The sequence below is a fragment of the Streptomyces sp. NPDC031225 genome (assembly GCF_055570355.1).
On sequence record NZ_JBVIHJ010000011.1, the window covers coordinates 40,229 to 57,750 of the forward strand.

Annotated in this window: 15 protein-coding genes; 10 read left to right on the forward strand and 5 right to left on the reverse strand. The window is 70.2% G+C overall.

Going from position 1 to position 17,522, the window contains the following annotated elements; genetic code table 11:
* Positions 1-40: 40 nt before the first annotated feature.
* From ACZ48Z_RS19855 to rhaI, 3 genes are all read right to left on the reverse strand, one after another.
* The gene (locus tag ACZ48Z_RS19855) at positions 41-1,477 is read right to left on the reverse strand and encodes a rhamnulokinase (protein ID WP_468737150.1); all 1,437 of its coding nucleotides are present in this window, start codon (positions 1,475-1,477) and stop codon (positions 41-43) included.
* Positions 1,474-3,513: a bifunctional aldolase/short-chain dehydrogenase gene (locus tag ACZ48Z_RS19860; protein ID WP_468737151.1), complete on the reverse strand. Its 2,040-nt coding sequence runs from the start codon at positions 3,511-3,513 to the stop codon at positions 1,474-1,476. Before ACZ48Z_RS19860 ends, ACZ48Z_RS19855 begins: the two co-directional genes overlap by 4 nt.
* Before the next feature lie 114 nt (positions 3,514-3,627).
* Entirely contained in the window at positions 3,628-4,788 is a 1,161-nt protein-coding gene (gene rhaI / locus ACZ48Z_RS19865) for an L-rhamnose isomerase (protein WP_468737152.1), read from the reverse strand.
* A 274-nt stretch (positions 4,789-5,062) separates the two neighbouring features.
* On the opposite strand from rhaI, the gene ACZ48Z_RS19870 reads away from it, so the two are divergent.
* The 9 genes from ACZ48Z_RS19870 (at position 5,063) to ACZ48Z_RS19910 (ending at position 14,791) form a co-directional block, all read left to right on the forward strand.
* Positions 5,063-6,580 carry a sugar ABC transporter ATP-binding protein gene (locus ACZ48Z_RS19870; protein WP_468737153.1) on the forward strand — a complete coding sequence of 506 codons (1,518 nt, stop codon included), beginning with the start codon at positions 5,063-5,065 and terminating at the stop codon, positions 6,578-6,580.
* Positions 6,577-7,617, forward strand: a complete 1,041-nt coding sequence (locus ACZ48Z_RS19875; RefSeq protein WP_468737154.1) for an ABC transporter permease — start codon at positions 6,577-6,579, stop codon at positions 7,615-7,617. The genes ACZ48Z_RS19870 and ACZ48Z_RS19875 overlap by 4 nt, the downstream gene beginning before the upstream one ends.
* Positions 7,610-8,611 carry an ABC transporter permease gene (locus ACZ48Z_RS19880; RefSeq protein WP_468737155.1) on the forward strand — a complete coding sequence of 334 codons (1,002 nt, stop codon included), beginning with the start codon at positions 7,610-7,612 and terminating at the stop codon, positions 8,609-8,611. Before ACZ48Z_RS19875 ends, ACZ48Z_RS19880 begins: the two co-directional genes overlap by 8 nt.
* 53 nt (positions 8,612-8,664) lie before the next feature.
* Positions 8,665-9,744, forward strand: a complete 1,080-nt coding sequence (gene rhaS, locus ACZ48Z_RS19885) for a rhamnose ABC transporter substrate-binding protein (RefSeq protein ID WP_468737156.1) — start codon at positions 8,665-8,667, stop codon at positions 9,742-9,744.
* Between the two features lie 34 nt (positions 9,745-9,778).
* Positions 9,779-10,099, forward strand: a complete 321-nt coding sequence (locus tag ACZ48Z_RS19890) for an L-rhamnose mutarotase (protein WP_389097211.1) — start codon at positions 9,779-9,781, stop codon at positions 10,097-10,099.
* A 51-nt stretch (positions 10,100-10,150) separates the two neighbouring features.
* Positions 10,151-11,578: a BNR repeat-containing protein gene (locus tag ACZ48Z_RS19895; protein WP_468737157.1), complete on the forward strand. Its 1,428-nt coding sequence runs from the start codon at positions 10,151-10,153 to the stop codon at positions 11,576-11,578.
* A 78-nt stretch (positions 11,579-11,656) separates the two neighbouring features.
* Complete coding sequence (locus ACZ48Z_RS19900; protein WP_468737158.1) at positions 11,657-12,682, forward strand: LacI family DNA-binding transcriptional regulator; 1,026 nt, start codon at positions 11,657-11,659, stop codon at positions 12,680-12,682.
* 103 nt (positions 12,683-12,785) lie between these two features.
* Entirely contained in the window at positions 12,786-14,087 is a 1,302-nt protein-coding gene (locus tag ACZ48Z_RS19905; protein ID WP_468737159.1) for an alpha/beta fold hydrolase, read from the forward strand.
* Positions 14,088-14,188: 101 nt separating this feature from the next.
* On the forward strand, positions 14,189-14,791 hold the full coding sequence (locus ACZ48Z_RS19910) for an FxLYD domain-containing protein (RefSeq protein WP_468737160.1): 603 nt from the start codon (positions 14,189-14,191) through the stop codon (positions 14,789-14,791).
* A gap of 51 nt (positions 14,792-14,842) precedes the next feature.
* Here ACZ48Z_RS19910 and ACZ48Z_RS19915 read toward each other — a convergent pair whose 3' ends face one another.
* On the reverse strand, positions 14,843-15,043 hold the full coding sequence (locus ACZ48Z_RS19915; RefSeq protein WP_468737161.1) for a DUF5999 family protein: 201 nt from the start codon (positions 15,041-15,043) through the stop codon (positions 14,843-14,845).
* A gap of 163 nt (positions 15,044-15,206) precedes the next feature.
* Between ACZ48Z_RS19915 and ACZ48Z_RS19920 the strand changes: the two genes are divergently transcribed.
* The gene (locus tag ACZ48Z_RS19920) at positions 15,207-16,028 is read left to right on the forward strand and encodes a pentapeptide repeat-containing protein (RefSeq protein WP_468737162.1); all 822 of its coding nucleotides are present in this window, start codon (positions 15,207-15,209) and stop codon (positions 16,026-16,028) included.
* On the opposite strand, the gene ACZ48Z_RS19925 is transcribed toward ACZ48Z_RS19920, so the two are convergent.
* Positions 15,990-17,501 carry a cytochrome P450 gene (locus ACZ48Z_RS19925; protein WP_468737163.1) on the reverse strand — a complete coding sequence of 504 codons (1,512 nt, stop codon included), beginning with the start codon at positions 17,499-17,501 and terminating at the stop codon, positions 15,990-15,992. The two genes, ACZ48Z_RS19920 and ACZ48Z_RS19925, sit on opposite strands and share 39 nt — an antisense overlap.
* Positions 17,502-17,522 lie beyond the last annotated feature (21 nt).

The window sequence follows — 17,522 nt, forward strand, 5'->3', positions numbered from 1 at the left end:
TGAAGCGTAGTCGTGGGGCGAGGCCGGGGGGAGACCCCGGTCAGTTCCCGGCGAGCCGGGCCTGCGCCTCGCGCCAGCGCGCGGGGTCGCCCTGGGGCTCGTACCGCGTGAGGGGCTGCGTCCGGGTGAGCAGCTCGCGCCCGCCCGCGAGGTCGCCGACGAGTCCGTGGGCCCGGGCCTGGACCAGGACGTTCCCGAGTGCGGCCGCCTCGGTCGGCCCCGCCACCACCGGCAGCCCGCAGGCGTCGGCGGTCAGCTGGCACAGCAGGGCGTTGCGGGTACCGCCACCGACGACGTGCACGACGTCCACGGGATGGTCGGCAAGCCGCTGCGCGTCCTGGACGGCCCTGCGGTGGGCGAGGGCCAGCGAGTCGAGGATGCACCGCGTGATCTCGGCGGGGGACACGGGCACCGGCTGCCCGGAGGCGCGGCACGCCTCGGCGATCCGCTCCGGCATCCGGCCCGGCGCGAGGAAGGCGGCGTCCCCCGCATCCACGACCGAACGCAGCGCCGGCACCTTGGCCGCGTCCAGCAGCAGCTCGCCCAGGTCAGGGTCGTCCCAGGCCCGGACGCACTCCTGGAGCAGCCACAGCCCCATGATGTTCCGCAGATAGCGGACCGTGCCGTCGAGCCCCAGCTCGTTGGTGAAGTTGGCGGCCCGGCTCTCCTCCGTCAGCACCGGCGCGTTCAGTTCGAGGCCCGCGAGGGACCAGGTGCCGGTGCAGATGTAGGCGAACCGCTCGCCGGACGCGGGGACGGCGGCCACCGCGGAGGCGGTGTCGTGCGACCCGACGGCCGTCACCGGCACCGGGCCCGCGAGCCCGGTCTCCTCCAGCACCTCGGGCCGGAGCAGACCGGCCGGATCACCGGGCCGCCGCAGCGGCGCGAACAACTCCAGGTCGATGCCCAGCCGTTCGGCGATGTCGTACGACCAGTCCCGCGTCCGGGGATCGATCAGCTGGGTGGTCGAGGCGTTGGTCAGCTCGGTGCCCTGCTCACCGGTGAGCCAGTAGGTGAGCAGGTCGGGGACGAGCAACAGGCGCCTCGCGCCGGTGAGTTGATCGGCCACGAGCTGGTACAGCGTGTTGAAGGGCGCGTACTGCAGTCCGGTGGCCGCGTACAGCTCGGGCGCGGGCACGGTCGCCCACACCTTCTGCGCGACACCCTCCGTACGGGAGTCCCGGTAGTGCACCGGGTTGCCGAGCAATGCCCCGTCGGCATCCAGCAGTCCGTAGTCCACGGCCCAGCTGTCGATACCGACGGAGTCCACCTGCCCGCACGCCCTGAGCCCGTCCAGGACACCGCCGTACAGCGCGAGGATGTCCCAGCGCAGGCCCTCCGGGACCCGGACCGGACGGTTCGCGAACCGGTGCGCCTCGGTCAGCCCCAGGCTGTCGGGGCCGACGCGGCCGACCATGACACGTCCGCTGGACGCGCCGAGGTCGACCGCGGCGTACGACTTCACGGACGCGCTCATCGCAGGAAGGCGGCCGCGACGCCGGCGTCGACCGGGACGTGCAGCCCGGTGGTGTGGGTCAGCTCCCCACCGGTCAGCGCGAAGACGGCGTTGGCGACGTGCTCGGGGAGCACCTCGCGCTTGAGGATGGTCCGCTGGGCGTAGAACTCGCCCAGCTTCTCCTCCTCCACGCCGTACACAGCAGCCCGCTTGGCGCCCCAGCCACCGGCGAAGATGCCCGAGCCGCGCACCACACCGTCCGGGTTGACACCGTTGACGCGGATGCCGTGCTCACCCAACTCGGCGGCCAGCAGACGAACTTGGTGGGCCTGGTCGGCCTTGGTGGCGGAGTAGGCGATGTTGTTGGGCCCGGCGAAGACGGCGTTCTTGGAGGCGATGTAGACGATGTCGCCGCCGAGCTTCTGCGCGATCATCACCCGGGCCGCCTCCCGCGACACCAGGAAGGAACCGCGCGCCATGATGTCGTGCTGGAGGTCCCAGTCCTTGGCGGAGGTCTCCAGGAGCGGCTTGGAGATGGAGATACCGGCGTTGTTGACCACCAGGTCCACACCGCCGAAGGCCAGCACCGCGGCCCGGAAGGACTCGGCGATCTGCTCCTCGGACGTGACGTCCACGGTCACGGCCACGGCCTTGTCGGGCCCGCCGAGCTCCTCGGCCACCGCGGAGGCGTTCTCGGCGTTGAGGTCGGCGACGACGACACACGCGCCTTCGGCGACAAGCCGCTGCGCGATGGCCTTGCCGATCCCGCTGCCGGCGCCGGTCACCAGCGCGACGCGCGTGGCGAGCGGCTTGGGCTTCGGCATCCGCTGGAGCTTGGCCTCCTCGAGGGCCCAGTACTCGATGCGGAACTTCTCGGACTCCTCGATGGGCGCGTACGACGAGACCGCCTCGGCGCCCCGCATCACGTTGATCGCGTTGACGTAGAACTCACCGGCGACCCGCGCGGTCTGCTTGTCCTTGCCGAAGGAGAACATGCCGACACCCGGAATCAGCACGATCGCCGGGTCGGCGCCGCGCATGGCGGGGGAGTCGGGCAGGGCGTTCCGCCGGTAATAGGCGGCGTACTCCTCGCGGTACTCGGCGTGCAGCTCGTCGAGCCGGGCGATGGCCTCGTCCAGCGGCGCGGTGGGCGGCAGGTCCAGGACCAGCGGCCGGACCTTGGTCCGCAGGAAGTGGTCGGGGCAGGAGGTACCGAGGGCGGCGAGCCGCGGGTGCTCCGCACGGGACAGGAACTCCAGCACGGGCTCGGAGTCGTTGAAGTGCCCGACCTGCGGCTTGTCCTGGGACGCGACGGCACGGATGTACGGCGCGAGGGCAGCTGCCCGCTCCCGGCGGTCGGCCTCGGCGAGAGCGCCGTACCCCTCGATGGCCGGCCCGAAGGGTTCGGCCCTGCCGCGCTCCTCCAGGAACCTCTCGGCGGCGCGGATGATGTGCAGCGAGTTCTTCTCGCACTCCTCGGCGGTGTCGCCCCAGGCGGTGATGCCGTGCCCGCCGAGCACGACGCCGATCGCCTGCGGGTTGGCCTTCTTGATGGCGGCGATGTCAAGCCCCAGCTGGAATCCGGGCCGCCGCCACGGCACCCAGGCCACGGTGTGCCCGAAGCACTCGGCGGTCAGCTTCTCCCCGTCGGCCGCGCAGGCGAGCGCGATCCCGGAGTCGGGGTGCAGGTGATCGACATGGGCGGCCTCGACCAGCCCGTGCATGGCGGTGTCGATGGAGGGAGCGGCGCCCCCCTTCCCATGCAGGCAGTAGTCGAACGCGGCGACCATCTCGTCCTCGCGCTCGACACCCGGGTAGACGTCCACGAGCGCCCGCATCCGGTCCAGCCGCAGCACGGCAAGCCCCGCCTCGGTCAGGGTCCCGAGGTCGCCCCCGGACCCCTTGACCCACATCAACTCGACATCACCCCCGGTGACGGGGTCGACAGAGGTGCCCTTGGCGGACGCATTGCCACCGGCGTAGTTGGTGTTACGAGCATCGGAGCCAAGCCGGTGCGACCGGGCCAGGAGAGCGGCGGCTTCGGGATGGGTTGCCATGACGTTCGGTTCCTTCTGAAGAGAGGGGAAGTTTTTCCTACCTAGGGGCGCGGGGAACTGCGCGACCAGCCACAAACGGCCCGCACCCCGCATACGACAGAACCCGGCAGACGCCTACGCCCCCCACCCCGCCTGCTCCCCACCAACCCGCTCAGCCACGATCTTCTCGGCCCACCCGGACCGCTTGTACGCACCCATCGGATCCACGTCCAGCCCCATCTCCTCGCGCACCTCACGAAGCAGCGGCCGCACATCCGTGTTGTACGCGTCCATCACCACGGCGTTGGCCTCCAGGACATCACCCTCGCGCTGAGCCACGGCAAGGGCGTCCCGGTCGACCAGGAGTGCCTTCGCGGTCGCTTCCTGGACGTTCATGACCGACCGGATGATCGCCGGGATCTTCGCCTCGATGTTGTGGCACTGGTCGAGCATGAACGCCACGTCGGGCGAGAACCCCCCGCCGCGCACCACCTCGTACATGATCCGGAACAGCTGGAACGGGTCGGCGGCGCCCACCATGAGGTCGTCGTCGGCGTAGAAGCGGGAGTTGAAGTCGAACCCGCCGAGCTTGCCCTCCCGCAGCAGCGTCGTGACGATGAACTCGATGTTGGTGCCGGGAGCGTGGTGCCCGGTGTCGACGACCACCTGGGCCTTGTCGCCCAGCTTCAGGCAGTGCGCGTAGGCCGTGCCCCAGTCCGGCACGTCCGTCGAGTAGAACGCCGGCTCGAAGAACTTGTACTCGAGCAGCATCCGCTGTCGGTCACCCAGACGGTCGTACACCTCGGACAAGCCCTCGGCGAGCCGGTCCTGGCGTGCGCGGAGGTCGTCCTGGCCGGGATAGTTCGTGCCGTCGGCGAACCACAGCTTGAGGTCGCGCGAGCCCGTCGCGTCCATGATGTCGACGCACTCCAGCAGGTGATCGAGAGCCTTCCGGCGCACCGAGGCGTCCGGATGGCAGATGCTGCCCAGCTTGTAGTCGTCGTCCTGGAAGGTGTTGGAGTTGATGGCGCCCAGCTGCACGCCCCGCTCCTCGGCGTACTTGGCCAGCGCCGCGTAGTCCTCGACCTTGTCCCAGGGGATGTGCAGGGCGACCGTGGGCGCCACCCCGGTCACCGCGTGGACCTGCGCGGCGTCGGCCAGCTTCTCCTGCGGCGTACGCGGTACGCCCTGCTGGGCGAACACCTTGAAGCGGGTTCCCGAGTTCCCGTACGCCCACGACGGCGTCTCGACTGCCTGGGTTTTGAGAGCGGCCTTCACCGCGGCGAGCTCGGTCACTTGAGGGCTCCTGTGACGTCGGGTCCGAAGGGCTTGCGAACAGCTTCACTGTGAAACGATTCAAGAGGGGAAAGTATGAGGCCCTCGCGGAGGTGTCAACCCCTGCGACCAAGCCCAGTACCCGTGACACTGCTGTGACCTGAGTTCATCGAAAGATTTTCGACACGTACCCATTGACGTGACATGCGCTCCATGCCTAACGTCCCGGCAACCCAGTTGAAACCTTTCACGACGTCGTGAGGTCCGTCCCGACGGCGTCGTCGAGGAGCCCCCAATGACCCACCCGTCCACCACGGGTCCGGCCCCGGTACTCGCGCTCAAGGACATCTCGAAGTCCTTCGGCGCGGTCCGCGCCCTGCGGGACGTCTCCCTGGAGCTGTTCTCCGGGGAGGTGCACGCCATCGCAGGCGAGAACGGCGCGGGCAAGTCGACCCTCATCAAGACCCTCGCGGGAGTGCACCGGCCGGACTCCGGCCAGGTGCTGCTCGACGGCGAGCCGGTCGTCTTCCACGGTCCCGGTGACGCCCGCGACGCCGGCATCGCCGTGATCTACCAGGAGCCCACGCTCTTCCCCGACCTGTCGATCGCCGAGAACATCTTCATGGGCCGCCAGCCCCGGCGAGCCCTCGGGCGGATCGACCACAAGGCCACCCACACCGCGACCCTGGCACTGATGCAGCGTCTCGGCGTCGAGCTCGACCCAGACCGCCCGGCACGCGGCCTGTCCATCGCCGACCAGCAGATCGTCGAGATCGCCAAGGCGCTGTCCTTCGAGGCCCGCGTCCTGATCATGGACGAGCCGACCGCGGCCCTGACCGGCAGCGAGGTGGCCCGCCTCTTCGGTGTCGTCAAGGCACTGCGTGAACAGGGCGCCGCCGTTCTGTTCATCTCGCACCGGCTGGAGGAGATCTTCCAGATCTGCCGGACGGTCACCACCCTGCGCGACGGCGCCTGGATCTCCAGCGAGCCGGTCGAGGGCATGACCGAGGACGACCTCGTCCGCCGCATGGTCGGCCGCGACCTCGAAGAGCTCTACCCGAAGCAGGACGTGCGGCCCGGCGAGGTCGCGCTCACGGTGAGCCGGCTGACCCGGGAGGGCGTCTTCACCGATGTCTCCTTCGAGGTCAGGCGCGGTGAGATCGTCGGCCTCGCGGGGCTCGTCGGAGCGGGCCGTACCGAGGTCGCGCGGGCGGTGTTCGGCATCGACCGCTGGGACGCGGGCGAGGTCGCCGTGGACGGCAGGGCGCTGGTCAACGGCGCCCCCTCCACCGCGATGGCCGCCGGGCTCGCCCTGGTCCCCGAGGACCGGCGCGCCCAGGGCCTCGTGATGGACATGTCCATCGAGCGGAACATCGGCCTCACCGGACTGCGTACGACCGTCAAGGCCGGCCTCATGGACCGCGCCGCCGAACGCAGCCGCGCCCTCGACTGGGCCGTCAAGCTCCAGGTGAAGTACGCCCGGATCGCAGACACCGTCAACACGCTGTCGGGCGGCAACCAGCAGAAGGTCGTCCTCGCCAAGTGGCTGGCCACCGGCCCCAAGGTGCTCATCGTCGACGAGCCGACCCGTGGCATCGACGTCGGCACCAAGGCCGAGGTGCACCGGCTGCTCAGCGAGCTGGCCGCCGACGGGGTGGCCATCCTGATGATCTCCTCCGACCTGCCCGAGATCCTCGGCATGGCCGACCGCGTGCTCGTGATGCACGAGGGCCGCCTCGCCGCGGAGATCCCGCGCTCCGACGCCACCGAGGAAACCGTGATGGCCGCAGCCACCGGGAGGGCCGCCGCATGACGGTGACCACTCCTCAGCAGGCCCCTCCCGCGGAGGTGCCCAAGGCCGGTGCCACCCGGCTCGTCGACCGCGTGTTCAAGATGCGCGAACTCGCCATCCTGGCCGTCTTCCTGGTGATGATCGTCGTCACCCAGATCGGGAACAGCGACTTCCTGTCCGAACAGGGCATCAAGGACCTGCTCCTCAACGCCACGATCCTCGTCCTGGTCGCCACCGGCCAGTCCCTGGTCGTCATCACCCGCAACGTCGACCTGTCGGTCGGCTCCACGCTCGGCATCACCGCCTTCGCCGCCGGCACCTACCTCCAGGGCGGCGGGAACCCCGTCGTCGCGGTGGTCCTCGCGATCCTGCTCGGGATCGGCTGCGGACTGGTCAACGGCCTCCTCGTCAGCCTCGGCCAGGTGCCCGCGCTGGTGGTCACCCTCGGCACGCTGTACATCATCCGGGGCATCGACTCCATCTGGGTCGGCTCCCGCCAGATCACGGCGGCGAACCTCCCCGACGGATTCATCGACTTCGGCTCCCGCGGCATCTCCGCCGTGCCCTACCTGGCCCTGATCGCCCTGGCGGTCCTCGTCGCCACCGCCTACTACCTCAAGCACTTCGGCAGCGGACGCGAGCTGTACGCGCTCGGCTCCAACCCCGAGGCCGCCCGGCTCGCCGGCATCCCGGTGCGCAAGCGGATCCTGGCCGCCTACACCTTCTGCGGCGCCCTGGCCGGTCTCGCCGGCGCGATGTACCTGGCCCGGTTCGGCAACGTCGACTCCGGCACCGGCAACGGCTACGAACTGACCGTCGTCAGCGCGGTCGTGGTCGGCGGCGTCGTCTTCACCGGCGGCTCCGGCAGCGTCTACGGCGCCGCCCTCGGCGCCCTGCTGCTGACCTCCATCAACAGTGTGCTGCCCGCCCTCGGCGTCAGTTCGGTCTGGGTGCTGGCCATCAACGGCATCCTGCTCATCCTCGCCATCGCGGTCGACCGGGTCGTCGCGCTGCGGGTGGCCTCCGCCCTGAAGAAGAGGAACGCCCGCCATGCCTGAGTCCCCCGGCCGCGCGAGCAGCTGGTCCCTGAGGTGGGACGGGGCAGTCGGCGCTCTCCTGATCGTCGTCCTGCTGCTGTCCTTCACCACGGTCGACGGCTTCGACAACGCCCTCAACCTGTCCTTCCTGATCGGGAACACCCTTCCGATCGCCTTGATCGCCCTTCCGATGACCCTCCTGGTCGTCTCCGGCGAGATCGACCTCTCCGTCGCCTCCACCGCCGGACTGTCCGGCTCGGTGATGGGCGTCCTGTGGAACCAGGGCCTGACGATCGAGATGATCATCCCGATCTGCCTGGTGCTCGGTGTGGTGTGCGGCCTCGTCAACGGCCTGCTCGTCACCCGGCTCGGCCTGCCGTCCCTCGCCGTCACCATCGGCACCCTCGCCGCCTACCGGGGCATCGCGCAGATCGTGCTCGGCTCCGACGCGGTGACCGACTTCCCGACGCAGTACCTGAACTTCGCGGCCGGGCGGATCGGGAACACCTTCATCCCACAGGCCTTCCTGCCCTTCCTCGTGCTGTTCGCGATCGCCGTGGTCGTCCTGCACGCCACACCGTTCGGACGGTCCACGTTCGCGACCGGCGCCAGCGAGGAGGCCGCCCGCTTCGCCGGCATCCGGGTCAAGCGGCAGAAACTCATCCTGTTCACGGTGACCGGCCTGATGGCCTCGCTCACCGGCGTCTTCTGGGCGCTGCACTACGCCAGCGCCCGCTACGACAACGCGACCGGACTCGAACTGTCCGTCATCGCGGCGGTGCTGCTCGGCGGCATCGACTTCGACGGCGGCAAGGGCACGCTCGGCGGCGCCATCGCCGGCGTGTTCCTGCTGGGAGCCCTGCAGAACGTCATGAGCCTCAGGGACGTCTCGGCGCAGTCCCAGATCGTCGTCACCGGCGTACTCCTGGTTCTCTCCGTGCTCGGCCCCCGGGTCGCACGGCAGATCGCGGTGGCGAGGGCGGGCCGCAGAGCCGCCTCGACTCCGGCCCCCTAGCTCCCACCCGACCCGCCCTGTAACCCCGCTCACCCTCGTAAAGGACCCTCATCATGCGCAAGTCATCGATCCGCCGTGCCTGTGCGGCCCTCGCCGCCGGAACCTCCCTCGCCCTCGCCCTCACCGCCTGCGGCGGCACCACCAAGAAGGACGTGCAGGACGAGGGCGCCTCGGCCGCCTCGACCGCCAAGGCCGACCCGAACGCGGCCACCAAGAAGGGCCTGACCGTCGGCTTCCTGCCCAAGCAGGTCAACAACCCCTACTTCACCTCCGCCGACAAGGGCGGCGAGACGGCCCTGACGGAGCTGGGCTCGAAGTACAAGGAGGTCGGTCCGTCCAGCGCCACCGACACCGCCGGGCAGGTCTCCTACGTCAACACGCTCACCCAGCAGCAGGTCAACGCGATGGCCGTGTCCGCGCAGGACCCGGGCGCCCTGTGCACCGCGCTCAAGCAGGCGATGACCAACAAGATCAAGGTCGTCACCTACGACTCCGACACCAAGCCCGATTGCCGCAACGCCTTCGTCTCGCAGGCCTCCGCCGAGGACCTGGGCCGCACCGAGGTGCAGCTGCTCGCCGAACAGATCGGCTACAAGGGCGAGATCGCGATCCTCTCGGCCGCGCAGACCGCGACGAACCAGAACACCTGGATCGACTTCATGAAGGAGGAGCTGAAGGGCGACAAGTACAAGAACATCAAGCTCGTCAAGGTCGCGTACGGCAACGACGACGCCCAGCAGTCCTTCCAGCAGACCCAGGGCCTGCTCCAGGAGTACCCGAACCTGAAGGGGATCATCTCCCCGACCACCGTCGGCATCAAGGCCGCCGCCCAGTACCTCTCCGGCTCCAAGTACAAGGGCAAGGTCAAGCTGACCGGCCTCGGCACCCCCAACGACATGCGCAAGTACGTCAAGAACGGCACCGTCGAGGGCTTCGAGCTGTGGGACCCGGCGAAGCTCGGCGCGCTGGCCGCGCAGACGGCCGTGGCGCTGGTCTCGGGCCAGATCACCGGCAAGGAGGGCGAGACCTTCAAGGCCGGCGGCACGACCTACACCATCGGCAAGGACGGCGTGATCAACCTCGGCAAGCCCACCGTGTTCGACGCCAAGAACATCGACCAGTTCAACTTCTAGGCCAGTTCAACTTCCAGGCCCTGGAGGGTCGTTGATGCACCGCGTGTGCTTCCTGCTGAAGGTCCGTGCGGACCGTCTGGACGAGTACCGCGAGCGGCACGCCGCCGTGTGGCCGGAGATGCTTCAGGCGCTCTCGGCCACCGGCTGGCACAACTACTCGCTCTTCCTGCGCGAAGACGGCCTGCTGGTCGGCTACTTGGAGACCGAGGACTTCGCCGCCGCCCAGGCGGGCATGGCGGCCACCGAGGTCAACGCCCGCTGGCAGAAGGAGATGGCGCCGTTCTTCGAGTCGCTGGACGGCGCCCGCCCCGACGAGGCCATGAAACCGCTCACCGAGGTGTTCCACCTCGCCTGACCACCCCCCCGTACCCCCGTTCGACCCTCGCCGACAATGGAGTCCCCCGAGATGAAGAGACGCACGCTGCTGGGCGCTGCCCTCGCCGGAGCCGTGATGACCCCTGCTTTCACCAGCGGCACAGCCCGCGCCGCCGATCCCGGCCCTTCCGTCACCCGGACCGGCACCACCACCCTCGACAGCCAGGCACTCTTCTTCGTGTCCTACGACGGCCTGGTCAACAACAACTCGTTCCAGAAGAACGGCCTGCTGACCTACAAGGGCTACCAGTACGCGGTCTGGTACACCGCCGACAAGAACGCCGTCGTCGGCCGCCGTGTCCTCGGGGGCGGCACCTGGTCCACCGTCCAGGTCGGTCACACCCTCAAGTCCAGTGACTCCCACAACGTCATCTCGATGGGCGTCTCCAAGGTGGACGGCCGCCTCCACCTCAACATGGACTCGCACAGCGACGGCTTCACCTACGTCAAGTCGGTCGCCGGCCTCATGGACAACCCGGCCGGCCTGAGCTGGACCGCCGCCCGCTTCGGGTCCCCCCAGTCCACGCTGGACGGGGTGGCCCTGACGAGCCAGTTCACCTACCCCCAGTTCGTCTCCACCCCCGACGGCAAGCTCCAGCTCAGCTACCGCGTCGGCATCTCCGGCAACGGCCGCAACGCCCTTGCGGAGTACGACGGTTCGACCTGGACCAACCTCGGCGAGTGGTCCGCCTCCACCGGCACCTACACCAGCGAGCACGGCTCCAGCACGGCCCGCAACATGTACCTGCACGGCATCGACTACGACAGGAACGGCCGGCTGCACTCCTTCTTCACCTGGCGCGAGCAGAACAGCGCCGTGATGTGCTCCAGCGGCGGCATCACCAACCACGACACCGGCTACGTCTACTCCGACGACCGCGGCCGCACCTGGCGCACCTCCGCCGGGACGGCGGTCGGCACCACCGGCGGCTCCGACAAGGTCACCGTCGGCGAAACCGGCCTGGTGGTCGACGCGCTGAACCCGGACCACTCCCTGATGAACCAGGAGAGCCAGTTCACGGACTCCGCCGGCCTGCCGCACGCGATCATCTCGTACGTCCCCGGCCGCTTCGGCCAGTGCACGACGAACTACGTCTCCGACCGCACCGCCAACGGCCGCGCCTTCCACCTGCGCAAGAACTCCTCGGGCAGCTGGCAGAAGACCGAGATCCCGGTCGTGCTGGGCTCCAGCCAGCGGACCAAGCTGATCCTGGACAAGTACGACAACGCCTACGCGATCTTCCCGTTCGGTCGGATAGCCGCCGCCTCCAAGTCCTCCGGCTACACCGACTGGACCGTCCTGTTCGACGGCAGCGGCCTCAACGCCTTCGGCGAGGTCGTGATCGACGAGACGCGGGTCGCCCAGGACAACGTGCTGTCGTTCATGTACCAGGAGAAGTCCACCGGTACGACGACGCCGTCGGCCCTGCACGTCGTCGACTTCGCGCTGCCCGCCTGATCGTGACCGGTGCGGGGACGGCCTGACGATAATGTGAAGGTCGTCCCCCACCCCTTGTCTCCTGGAGGTCCCTGCCCGATGGCCCAGTCGGTGGGTATCAAGGACGTCGCCCGTGCAGCCGGAGTCTCCGTCGGCACCGTCTCGAACGTCATCAACCGCCCGGACTCCGTCGCCACGGAGACCCGGGCGCGCGTCCTGTCCGCGATAGACCGGCTCGGCTACGTCCGCAGCGAGTCCGCGCGCCAGCTGCGCGCCGGCCGCAGCCGGATCATGGGCCTGCTCGTCCTCGACATGGGCAACCCGTTCTTCGTCGACGTGGCGCGCGGCGCCGAACGGGCCGCCCGTGAGGACGGCCTCGGCGTGATGGTCTGCAACAGCGCCCAGAGCGCCAGCGAGGAGGCCGAGTACCTGTCCCTCTTCGCCGAGCAGCGGGTGCGAGGCGTCCTGCTCACCCCGAGCGACGCGTCCGGCCGCAACATCGACTCCTTCCGTCGCCACGGCATCCCCTTCGTCCTCGTCGACCGGGTGGCCGAGGGCACCACCGAGTGCTCGGTCTCCGTCGACGACGTGGCCGGCGGCGCCCTGGCCGTACGCCACCTCGTGGACGCCGGCCACCGCTCCATCGCCTACGTCAGCGGGCCGCCGGGCCTCAACCAGGTCCGCGACCGCCGTACGGGCGCCCTGAACGCCCTCGCCGAGGCGGGCCTGGACCCGCAGGGCCTGCGCGAGCTGCCCACCGAACGGCTCGACGTGGCCGCAGGGCGGGACGCCGGCGCCCGCCTCCTCGGCCTCGCCGACCGCCCGACCGCCGTGTTCTGCGCCAACGACCTCCTCGCCCTCGGCGTCCTGCAGGCCATGTACGCGGCCGGGATAACGGTCCCCGACGACCTCGCCATCGTCGGCTACGACGACATCGAGTTCGCCGCCGCCGCGGCCGTCCCGCTCACCTCCGTCCGTCAGCCCGCCGTCACCATGGGCGCCCTGGCCGCCGAACTGCTCCTGGAGGAGACGGAGGCGGAGACCACCGGCAAGCGGCACGAGCACCGCCGCGTGGTCCTGCAGCCCGAACTGGTGGTGCGCCGCTCCAGCCTCACGGCCCGCTGATCCGCGATTCAGTACGCCTTCATGATCGAAGCGGCCGGGAGGCGGCCGAACTTGTGCTGAACTGGGACGCGTCCTGAAGAACCCGTCCGCCCCGGGAGCCCCGTTGACCGCGTCCTACCGCCAGCCCGGCCTCGTCCTCACCGACCGGCGCTTCACCGTCCCCCTCGATCACGCCGAGCCCGCGGGGGAGACGATCGAGCTCTACGCCCGTGAGGCCGTCGCGAGCGAGAGGGCGGGCCAGAACCTGCCCTGGCTGGTCTATCTCCAGGGCGGCCCGGGCTTCGGGGCGAACCGTTTCGTCGGCAAGGGGGGCTGGTTCGGCCGCGCTCTGAAGGAGTACCGCGTCCTCCTCCTCGACCAGCGCGGCACCGGCCACTCCAGCCCCGCCAACCGTCAGACGCTCCCGCTGCGCGGCGGCCCCGCCGAACAGGCCGATTACCTGGCCCACTTCCGCGCCGACTCCATCGTCCGCGACTGCGAGGCGATCCGCGCCCAGGTCACCGGCGGTGCCCCCTGGACCGTCCTCGGTCAGAGCTTCGGCGGCTTCTGCGCGACGGCCTACCTGTCCACCGCCCCCGAAGGCCTCGCCGCCGCCGTCATCACCGGCGGCCTGCCCTCCCTCGACGCCCACGCCGACGACGTCTACCGGGCCGCCTACCCGCGCGTGGAGCGCAAGGTCGGCGCGCACTACGCCCGCTATCCGCAGGACATCGAGCGGGCCCGCCGTATCGCCGACCATCTGCTCACCCGCGACGTGACCCTCCCGAACGGCTACCGGCTCACCGTCGAGGCCTTCCAGTCCCTCGGCATCCTGCTCGGCGGCAGCGAGGGCAGCCACCGCCTGCACTACCTCCTGGAGCACGCCTTCGTCCGCACCCCGAACGGCCCGGAGCTCTCCGACGCGTTCCAGGAAGAGATCCAGGGACTCCTCTCGTACGCGCCCCACCCGCTCTACGCCCTCGTCCACGAGGCGACCTACGGCCAGGACGAGCGCCCCACCGCCTGGTCGGCCGAACGTGTGCGCGCCGAGTTCCCGCAGTTCGACGCGGCCAAGACGCTCGCCGGTGACGAGCCGCTGCTGTTCACCGGCGAGTCCATCCACCCCTGGATGTTCGACTGCGACCCGGCCCTGCGCCCGCTGCGCGAGACCGCCGAACATCTCGCCGCGCGTACCGACTGGCAGCCCCTGTACGACCCCGCCCGGCTCGCCGTCAACGAGGTCCCGGTCGCCGCGGCCGTCTACCACGACGACATGTACGTCGACACGGCGCACTCCCTGCGGACCGCCCGCGCGATCCGCGGTCTGCGCACCTGGGTGACGGACGAGTTCGAGCACGACGGCGTCCGTGCGGGCGGCCCCCGCGTCCTGGACCGGCTGCTCGCTCTCGCCCGGAACGACGCCTGACCCGGGGCGGCCGGTGACGGACGACATGCCCCACCTCTGATTCCGGCATAAGGTTTATTTCGACCTTGTGTCGACGCCGGAGGCCGAGAGGACGTCACCCGATGAGCACACCGTCACCCCACGGACGGTCCCGGATCGCCGCCCTCCTGCTGGCCACGGCTGCCGTCTGCACGCTTTCCCTGACGGCGTGCGACGACTCCGGGGGCTCCTCGACCTCCTCAGCGACGCCGACCGCCCCGGACACGGCCTCCTTCTCCGGCAACGCGGCCTCCGCGCTGGCATCGGTGGAGGCCTCGGTGCGGGCCGAGGCCTCCGACCGGGCCGCGTCCGCATCGGCGGCGGCCTCCTCCTTCGAGGCCTCCGTCTCCGCCGAACTGGAACGCGCGAACAAGGCCGCGCAGACCGAACTCGCCACGGTCGACGGGCCTGGCAACGCGATGTCCGAGGTCACCATGAGCGGCAAGCCGCGCTCCGGGACCGGCGGCCTGCTCGCCGTCGTCGTCACCATCACGAACAAGACCGACAAGACGGCCTCGTACGCCGTCCAGGTCGACTTCCTCGACTCCGCGGGCAAGACGGTGGAGACCCGGTACGTCGGCGCGGAGGACCTGAAGCCGGGTGACAGGGCCCAGCCCGTCGCCGTCAGCCGCAAGCCCACCGAGCCGGTGCTGACCCCCAAGGTGGCCAAGGCGCAACGGTATTGACGTTCGCCGGGCACGATGTCCTCACGAACTGCCGGGGCTCCTCCCGCTGACTCAGGCGGCCACGGCCAGGGTGCCCAGGGCGCGGTGCGGGCTCACGATCCGCCCGTCCGGCAGAAGTTCACCGGTGTCGTCGAAGACGATCGTGCCGTCGCACAGCAGGCTCCAGCCCTGTTCGGGATGGGACGAGACGATCGCCGCGGTGGAGTGGGAGACGCTGTCGGCGGTGGGGCACGGGGGCTGGTGACTGCACATGACGTCTCCTCGATGCGTTCGTTCGGCTCCTGCGTCGTTCGGCCGCTGTCTCTGTGGTAGCCGACTTTGTTTTCCGCTGTATGTGCAGACCCCCACACCGCGGCGGACTCATCGGTGAGTTCGGGTGCGGGCGATGTCCGGCACGCGGTTAGGCTGGACGGTGATGCAAGAACAGATGATCGACCTGCGTGGCGACTGCGAGCGGTGCTTCGGCCTGTGCTGTGTCGCCCTGCCCTTCTCGGCCTCCGCGGACTTCGCCATCGACAAGCCGGCCGGCAAAGCCTGCCCGAACCTCCGGGACGACAACCGGTGCGGCATCCACGCGAGGCTGCGGACCGAGGGCTTCACCGGATGCACGGTCTACGACTGCTTCGGCGCCGGACAGAAGGTCTCGCAGATCACCTTCGGCGGCCGGGACCGGCACACCGCGCCGCCCGCGGTAGCCCGCCGGATGCTCGACGTCTTCCCCGTGGTGCGCCAGCTCCACGAACTGCTCTGGTACCTCACCGAGGCGCTCACCCTGACCGCGGCCCGCCCGGTCCACGCGGACCTGCGCCGCCTGCTGGAGCGCACCGAGGCACTGACCCTCGGGACGGCCGAGGACCTTGCCGTGCTGGACGTCTCCGCGCACCGGCAGGAGGTCAACGTCCTGCTGCTGAGGACCAGCGAGCTGGTGCGGGCCGGTATCGGCGGCAAGAAGAAGAACCGCCGGGGAGCCGACCTGATGGGTGCCCGGCTCAAGGGTGCCGACCTGCGGGGGGCCACGCTGCGCGGTGCCTACCTCATCGCCGCCGACCTCACAGGCGCCGACCTGCGGGGCGCGGATCTGATCGGTGCCGACCTGCGCGACGCCGACCTGACGGACGCGGACCTGACCGGCGCGTTCTTCGTCACCCAGCCCCAGCTGAACGCGGCCCGGGGCAGCGCCGGTACCCGGCTGCCGGACTCAGTCACCCGCCCCGCGCACTGGACAGCGGGCCTCTGACGATGGGGCCTCGTCGTGTTCCGTCACGGTCCCGGTCGCGGGTTCGCCCTGCCGTCGCCCCAGGTGCAGCCGCAGCGCCTCCGGCATCAGCGTCAGCCGCTCGGTCACGGTGAGCCGGTAGCCGGGGTCGGCCAGGAGTTCGTAGCGGCGCAGCAGCAGGCCCAGCACCAGCGTCGCCTCGTGGAGTGCGAACTGCCGGCCGATGCAGGCCCGCGCCCCGGTGCCGAACGGCTTGAACACGTGCGGGGGACGCGACCGGACGGCCTTTGGGTCGAAGCGGTCCGGGTCGAACCGCTCTGCGTCCGGGCCCCACACCCCGGGATCGCGCTGGAGCATCGGCGTGAGCACCAGCGTCCACGCACCGCGTCGCATCGGGTACCGGCCGGCGAGCACGGTGTCCTGGAGGGCCTCCCGGGCGAACGCGGGTGCCGTCGGCCACAGCCGCAGCGACTCGTCGAGGACCCTCCGCACATAGCGGAGCTTCGCGACCTGGTCGTAGCCGGGCGCCGCGGTGCCACCCAAGACGCGGTCCACCTCGGCCCGCGCGCGTGCCGCGACCTCGGGGTGGCGGGAGAGGTAGTGCAGGGCGAAGGAGAGCGCACCCGACGTGGTCTCGTGGCCGGCCACCAGGAAGGTGATGACCTGGCGGCGGACGTTCTCGGGAGACAGCCGCTCACCGGTCCCCGGGTGGGCCGTCTCCAGCATCCGGTCCAGCAGATCGCCCTCCCCGGCCGCTGAGCGCCGGGCCCTGACCAGGTCGTCGACCATACGGTTGAGGTAGGCGATGTCGTCGGCGTTGCGCTGCGCGGCCCGCCGTAGAAGAGCGGGGAACGGGACGGAGTTGAGCCGTTGCGCATAGCTCAGGGTGCCCACCATCGCGGTCACGAAGGGATGCGGCCGGTCCCGCTCGAAGGAGCCGAAGTCATGGCCGAACCCGGTGCGCGCGATGGTCTCCAGGGTCAGTTTGGTCATGTCCCCGGGCACGTCCACCGACCGGCCCGCGGCCAGCTCGCCGTCCCAGTGGTCCGTCAGCCGGCCGGCCACGGCCAGCATCATCGGGTGGTAGGCCTCCATGGCCTCCCGGCTGAAGCCGGGCGCCAGCACGTCGTGCGCCAGCTGCCAGTTCGGCTCGTCGTTGTACGCCGTGAACAGCCCGTCCCCGGCGACCGGCCGCAGATTGGCGACCCCCAGGCCCACGTGCTTGGCGAACCGCGACTCGTCCGCGAGATCCGCCACCAGATCGGCGCCCCAGGTGAACACGAACTCCCGGCCGAAGGCCCTGCGCCGGTAGATCGGCCCCAATTGGCGGGCGAAGCGCAGCGAGTCCTGGAGCGGGGTGGCCCGGTTGACGCCCAGGACGTCACCGAGCAGCGGGAGCCGACGCGGCGGATGCGGAATGCGGTGCAGTTCCGGCCAGCCCAGCTCGGCACTGCGAAACCCCGTCGGCCGCGTGGCCGTCCTCGTCTCCGCCATGACGCGATCTCCCTTGATCCA